The sequence below is a fragment of the Methyloceanibacter superfactus genome (genome assembly GCF_001723305.1).
GTDB lineage: Bacteria > Pseudomonadota > Alphaproteobacteria > Rhizobiales > Methyloligellaceae > Methyloceanibacter > Methyloceanibacter superfactus.
This window is the reverse complement of record NZ_LPWF01000003.1, coordinates 52,025-58,115: the sequence shown is the minus strand read 5'-3', so window position 1 is coordinate 58,115 and position 6,091 is coordinate 52,025. Positions and strand designations below refer to the sequence as shown.

The following is a 6,091-nucleotide window of genomic DNA, read 5'->3' as shown; positions in this document are numbered from 1 at the left end:
TGCCCTGCGTCGGCGAAGAGCGCGGCGCTTGCCGGCGCCACGGCCGATCCGCCGTCGCGGGCCGGCGTCGTTACGGACAAGGCGGCGGCGCTGTCGGACGCGAGCAAGCGGCAACTCGCCGCCGGCTATCGCTGGAGCAAGCTTCGCATGGCAGCGCTGACGCCGGCGCTCTATGTGCGCGTCGCGAAGTTTGGGCGTCAGGCGGAGCGCTGCCGCCCGGTTCGGTGCGCGCCGACGGCCTGTTCGCCAGCGCAAGGCTACCCCGGACCGCGGACGTGGCGCCGAGCACCGTCGTCGAGATTTACGGACCGCATGCGGCCGGCGCCGAACTCGACGGCCGCCCGGCCAACGAGCCGTGGATCCCAGTCCTCGCGCGTGAGACGCAGGCGGTAGAGGTCCCACCTGTCGCCGAAGTTCCGGAAGTGGACATTCCCGAAGTCTATGGGCCGTTCTACGAAGGTTTCTGGGTCGAGGGTATTTCGCCCAACGAACCGCGCGTGCCTGCGCCAGCGATGACCGCGCCGCAGAGCATTGCGTCCGCGGACTTTGCCCCTAAGGATCGCGCGGAAAACACGTTACCCTTATGGGCGCGGGATGCATGGTCTAAGACTGGGTGGATTGGCGCAGGGGCCAAGCAGGCGTGGTCTAAGGGTGTATCGTCTGGCCACGCCTTGGCGCAGACCGCGTGGGCGCGAACGAAGGACGCCGAACTCAGTCAGATGATGATTATTGCAGGGGCAGTGTTGTTGGTGTGCGGTGGGCTGTTGCTTGGCGGCGGCCTCATCTTGCGTAGCGGGGCGGGCGCCGGGTCGTCGCAGCAGGCTGCCGAGGACGCACCGGGCGGTATTGCCTGGACGTTCGACGATCTCGACCGGCCCTTGCCGGAGCGGGCGGTGTTCACCCTGTCGGGCACGCCGGAATCGTTCCGCATCAACGGGCTGTCGGTCAGCGGTGTGAACCTGTCGGACCAGCCTCTGACGTCGATCGAAGGCATCCTCAAGCCGGACGTGCAGCGGCCCGATCTCAAGCTCATCCTCAAGGTCGACAAGCCCGCGGCCGTGGCTGGCGAGGAGAACACCGCGGCGCAAGCCTTCGCGATCGCGCCGCAAAATACGGTGCCGCCGCATGCGCCGTTCCGGCTCGTCTTCGCTTTCCCGCCGGAGGCCATGGGCGGGGAGGACGGGATCACGGTGGAGGAGTTCTTCGAGTCCTATGGCGGATTGCTGCTCAAGCTCCGCTACGAGACCGACGGCGCGGAGAAGGCGGTCATCCAATATCTCCAGCCAGAGCTGCTCAAGGCGCAGCTCGACGAGGTGGCCGCCCAAGCGGGCGGCTCCTAAAGCGCATTTAGTTACATTGAATGACGCGCGAGCCGCAGCCCCGCAGTCTCAGGCACACATTATAGTTGGTGCAGCAGCGGGTGGAGCAGCCGGCAATATCCGAGTTGATGTCGAGGGCCCGCGCATCGCACACGCTGTTGCAGGACTGCAGGTCGTTCTCGCACACGCGGATGCTTTGACTGCCCAGACCGCAGGCCGAGGGGCGTTCCTTCAACGACTGGTTGGGGGCAGCGGTTTGGGCCTGAGCCATGGCGGGCACGAAGAGCAGCCCGAGCCCAAGAACCAGCAGAACGATCCTGATCATCTGTTACGCCATCCCCGCCGCTGCCACTTATCGCCCGCCCAACTCGTGGGGGCATCTTGGTGCCGACGTTATCACCATAGGCATTTGGGCTGTCAGTGCCATAGTGCCGGAGAGCAACAGATCTGCAAAAAAGTGCGATTGCTCGCCCCCCCTTAAACGAACCCGTTCTTCCCAGTCAACGCTACTCTGGGTTGGGGGCCGTATCAACTTGGGGGAGGGGTCGACAAATGCGCCAAGCAACCGCTCTTGGCCTCGCCTCGTATCAGGCCAATCTACCGACAGACATAGGTTCGCTTCCAGAGTCCGGCTTTGAGTTTGTACTGCCAACATCCGAGATTGTGCCGCCCGTCATTCGAGTCGCGACTTTTCTCTTTGTAGACCCGTTCTTTTTTTGGAGTCGCCGCTGCGGGCCTAGCACTCGATGACGGCTCCGCATGCGCATTCGCGATGAGTATCTGAGTTGCCAGCAAGGCTGAAAGCACCATTGAAAACACCCCTCTCATGGGCCGCTGGGATCGTTCCCTCAGTCTGATTGGTCTGGTCGGGTTGCATTCGGTCATCTATCGCTCTCCGTCTTTGCTTGAGTATCGGGCCCCTCGTCATCTCGCTGAGCGGCGGAGTCCGTCGGCCGCATCTGTCCAAACCCATCGACAGGTTCGGTCCAGTAAGTCAGGTGGGCGACAGCCCCCTTCGTGGCGATGAGATCCAGGAGACCGGCCGCGATTTCTCGGTCGAGCACAGCCACGATCACGCTGCGTTTCACGCGCCCACGCACGCGTTCGCTGACCGTGGCATCGCCGAAGCCGAAGCCGTGACCCTCGGCCATCCACGTCGTGAATCCCGGAAGCGGGGGGTCGAAGCTCAACATCAGCTCGGCGATGTGATCGGCGCTGTCTGGTGGGCAGACGAATGTGATCTTGCAAAGGGATTGGTCCATGCGAGCGTTCCGTCGGATGTTTGAGACAAGCGTTCCGCAGCGCCAAAGCGCCGGAACAGGATGGGAAGGAGGACGAGTGTGAGCGCGGTCGAGCTCGCGAGCCCGCCGATCACCACAATCGCCAGTGGTTTCTGGATTTCGGAGCCTGGCCCCGTCGCAAACAGCAGCGGCACGAGCCCGAAGGCAGCGATGCTGGCAGTCATCATCACGGGCCGCAGCCGGCGCACCGCGCCTTCGAACACGACATCGCGAACCGGGAGGCCGTTCGCGAGAAGCTCGTTGAAGTGGCTGACCAGAACCAGACCGTTGAGCACGGCAATGCCAAGCAGGGCAATGAAGCCGACGGAGGCCGGGACCGACAGATACGCGCCGGACAGCCACAAGGCGAGCATCCCGCCCACGAGGGCAAACGGCACGTTGGCAAGGATCAATAGCGACTGACGGATCGAGCGGAGCGTCGCAAACAAGACGCCAAAGATCAGGACCAGCGCGATAGGAACCACGATGGACAGGCGCGTGGCCGCCCGACGCTGGTTCTCGAACTGGCCGCCCCATACAAGGCGGTATCCTTGCGGGAGCGGCACTTGCTCCGCGACGGCGCGCTGCGCATCCTCGACAAATCCAACGAGGTCGCGGCCGGAGACATAGGCCTGCACAAACGCAAACCGCGAGGCGTTTTCGCGATCGATCTTGATCGGGCCCGCCACGCGTTCGAGCCTGGCAACGTCGCCAACGCGTACAAGCCCACCATCGCCGGCGGCGAACTGCGTCACGGCGAACACGTTCGGGTCTTCGCGAACGGACGGCGTGCCGCGAATAACAATGTTCGTGCGCCTGCCCGGCTCTGCGACGAGCCCGGCCGGTGCGCCCTCAATGATCGAGCGCAACTCGTCCTGCAGGCGGGTGACGGAGAGGCCCGTGCGTCCCGCCGCTAGACGATCGACGTCGATTTGCATGTACTCGACGCTGTCGTTCGCCACCGTCGAAACCTCGGCGGCACCGGGCACCTTACGCAGCGTCCCCTGTATCTTGGCGGCGAGGTCGGACAGGGTTCCGAGATCAGGCCCGAAGATCTTGATAGCCAGATCACCCCGCGAACCCGTCAGCATCTCGGCGGTGCGCATCTCGATCGGTTGAGTGAAGGCAAACTCGTATCCTGGGAGGTCGGCCAAGGTCATCCGCAGTTGCTCGATCAGCCACTCCTTGTCCGGCACGCGCCATTGATCCTTAGGCTTGAGAACCAAGAACGTGTCGGTTTCGTTCAGACCCATGGGATCGAGACCGAGTTCGTCGGACCCCACGCGCGCAAAGACGCGCTCGATCTCCGGGACCTTGTCCTTGAGGGCGCGCTGGATAAGCAGATCGCCGTCGACGCTCGCTTGCAGATTGATGGAGGGGTGCTTGGTGACCTGTATGATCGTTGCCCCCTCGTCCATGGTCGGCATGAAGGTCTTGCCGATCGCGCCGTAGGCGACGACGAGCAGTCCGAGCCCGGCGGCTGCAAGCAGGTACACCGGCAGCGGAAAGCGCAGGCAACCCTTGAGCAGCGCACGGTAGCCGCGCGTCATCACGCGCATCAGCCACGGATCGGCATGTGCACCTGATTTGAGGACAAGGGACGACAGGACCGGAATGAGCGTCAGTGACAGAATGAGCGAGCCGCTCAGCGCGATGATCATCGTCAGCGCCACGGGACCGAACATCTTGCCTTCCAATCCGGTGAGCGAAAGGAGGGGGAGGAACACCAAACAGATGATGACGATGCCCGCGGCCACGGGCGTGGCAACCTCGCTGGCCGCGCGGTAGACCTCATGAAGCTTGGGCACGCGAGAGTCGGACTTGGCGTGCTGAAGCCGCTCGACCGTGTTCTCGACCACGACCACCGCTCCATCGACGATAAGACCGATGGCGATGGCGAGCCCGCCGAGGCTCATGAGATTGGCGGTCATGCCGAACCACTGCATCATGACAAACGTCATGAGCGCCGCGAAAGGCAGCGTGACGGCCACGACGAAAGCGGCGCGCAGGTTCCCGAGAAATGCCACCAGAAGGATGACAACCAAAACAGTTGCTTCCATGAGCGCCTTGCTTACCGTTCCGACGGCGCTGGAGATCAGGTCGGAGCGGTCATAGAACACGTTGATGCTGACGCGCGGGGGAAGACTCGGCTTTAGCTCGTCGAGCCGAGCGCGGACCGCCTTGACGATGGCGCTGGCATCGGCGCCGCGTAGCGACAGCACCAGTCCCTCGACAGCCTCACGCTTGCCATCCTCGGTCACGGCGCCGTAACGCGTCAGGTTGCCGATCTTGACCGTGGAGACGTCGCCGAGGCGAAGCACGCGCTCGCCGTCCATCTTGAGGACGATCTGCTCCAGATCGCTCGGGGTGGTGATGGCGCCCTCCGAGCGCACGACCAGTGCTTTCTCACCCTCGCTGAGCCGACCTGCGCCGTCATTGCGGTTGCTGGCCTCGATGGCCGTCACCAGATCGGAAACACCGAGGCCGGCGGCGGCGAGCGCCGCGCCGTTAGGGGTGACCTCGAAGGTGCGCACCATGCCGCCGAGCGCGTTCACGTCCGCCACGCCCGGTATGGTGCGGAGCGCTGGCCGGATGGTCCAATCCAAGAGGCTGCGCCGATCTTCGAGCGACAGGTCGCCACCTTCGATCGTGAACATGAAGACCTCGGACAGCGGGGTGGAAACGGGCGCGAGGCCGCCGGTTACGCTGGCAGGGAGGTCGCCGCGAACGCCAGCGAGCCTTTCCGCAACCTGCTGGCGGGCCCAGTAGATGTCGGTGCCTTCCTTGAAATCGAGGGTGATATCGGCCAAGCCATATTTCGCAGCCGACCGCAGGATGGTCTGTCCGGGAATGCCAAGCAGTTCCATCTCGATCGGGGTAGTGACGCGCGTCTCCACCTCTTCTGGCGTCATCCCCGGCGCTTTCAGGATCATCTTCACCTGAACGGGCGAAATGTCCGGAAACGCGTCGATGGGAATCGTGCGGAAGGCATAGACGCCCGCACCTGCCACGAGCGCGTACACGAGCAGAATGAAGACGCGCTGCGTCAGGGAGAATTCGATCAGGCGGCGCAGCATCGTCTATTCCCCCTGCAGCATCTGTTCGAGCTGTGGGAGGCCGCTTGCTGCGACCTGCGCATCCGGCGGTAAGTCGCCGACAATCGTGGCGACTTCCATAGACTTGCCGCGCAACTCGACCATTTTGATCGTGAAGCCGGTGTCGCTGCGTACAAACACGGCGCTCTTGCCCGCAATGCGGGCGACAGCTTTGGCTGGAACGGAAACGGCGCCAGGCACCGCGGGCCGTTCGAGCTGGATCGACACCAGCTGACCCGCCATGAGTCCGCTGGAGGCGGGGATCGACGCGTAGAGAAGCGCAGATCGTGTCATCCCCTGGAGCGCGGTGCCGACCGACACGACGCGCCCTCGGGCCCACCAACAACCTGAATGACGGTGCCTGGTTGATAAGCGGAACGATGCTGGCCGGTACTTG

5 protein-coding genes are annotated in these 6,091 nt (G+C 63.9%); 1 reads left to right on the top strand and 4 read right to left on the bottom strand.

Going from position 1 to position 6,091, the window contains the following annotated elements:
* Positions 1–224 precede the first annotated feature (224 nt).
* Positions 225–1,340 (top strand): hypothetical protein, encoded by a 1,116-nt coding sequence (locus AUC69_RS00905; protein ID WP_069440489.1) that lies wholly within the window; start codon positions 225–227, stop codon positions 1,338–1,340.
* Positions 1,341–1,347: 7 nt separating this feature from the next.
* On the opposite strand, the gene AUC69_RS00900 is transcribed toward AUC69_RS00905, so the two are convergent.
* From AUC69_RS00900 to AUC69_RS18085, 4 genes are all read right to left on the bottom strand, one after another.
* The gene (locus AUC69_RS00900; RefSeq protein WP_069440488.1) at positions 1,348–1,644 is read right to left on the bottom strand and encodes a hypothetical protein; all 297 of its coding nucleotides are present in this window, start codon (positions 1,642–1,644) and stop codon (positions 1,348–1,350) included.
* A 556-nt stretch (positions 1,645–2,200) separates the two neighbouring features.
* Complete coding sequence (locus tag AUC69_RS00895) at positions 2,201–2,581, bottom strand: DUF3240 family protein (protein WP_083238949.1); 381 nt, start codon at positions 2,579–2,581, stop codon at positions 2,201–2,203.
* The gene (locus AUC69_RS00890) at positions 2,512–5,676 is read right to left on the bottom strand and encodes an efflux RND transporter permease subunit (RefSeq protein WP_069440486.1); all 3,165 of its coding nucleotides are present in this window, start codon (positions 5,674–5,676) and stop codon (positions 2,512–2,514) included. Before AUC69_RS00890 ends, AUC69_RS00895 begins: the two co-directional genes overlap by 70 nt.
* Before the next feature lie 3 nt (positions 5,677–5,679).
* A complete protein-coding gene (locus tag AUC69_RS18085) occupies positions 5,680–6,015 on the bottom strand; it encodes an efflux RND transporter periplasmic adaptor subunit (RefSeq protein ID WP_244500026.1) in 336 nt (111 codons plus the stop codon).
* Positions 6,016–6,091: the final 76 nt, after the last annotated feature.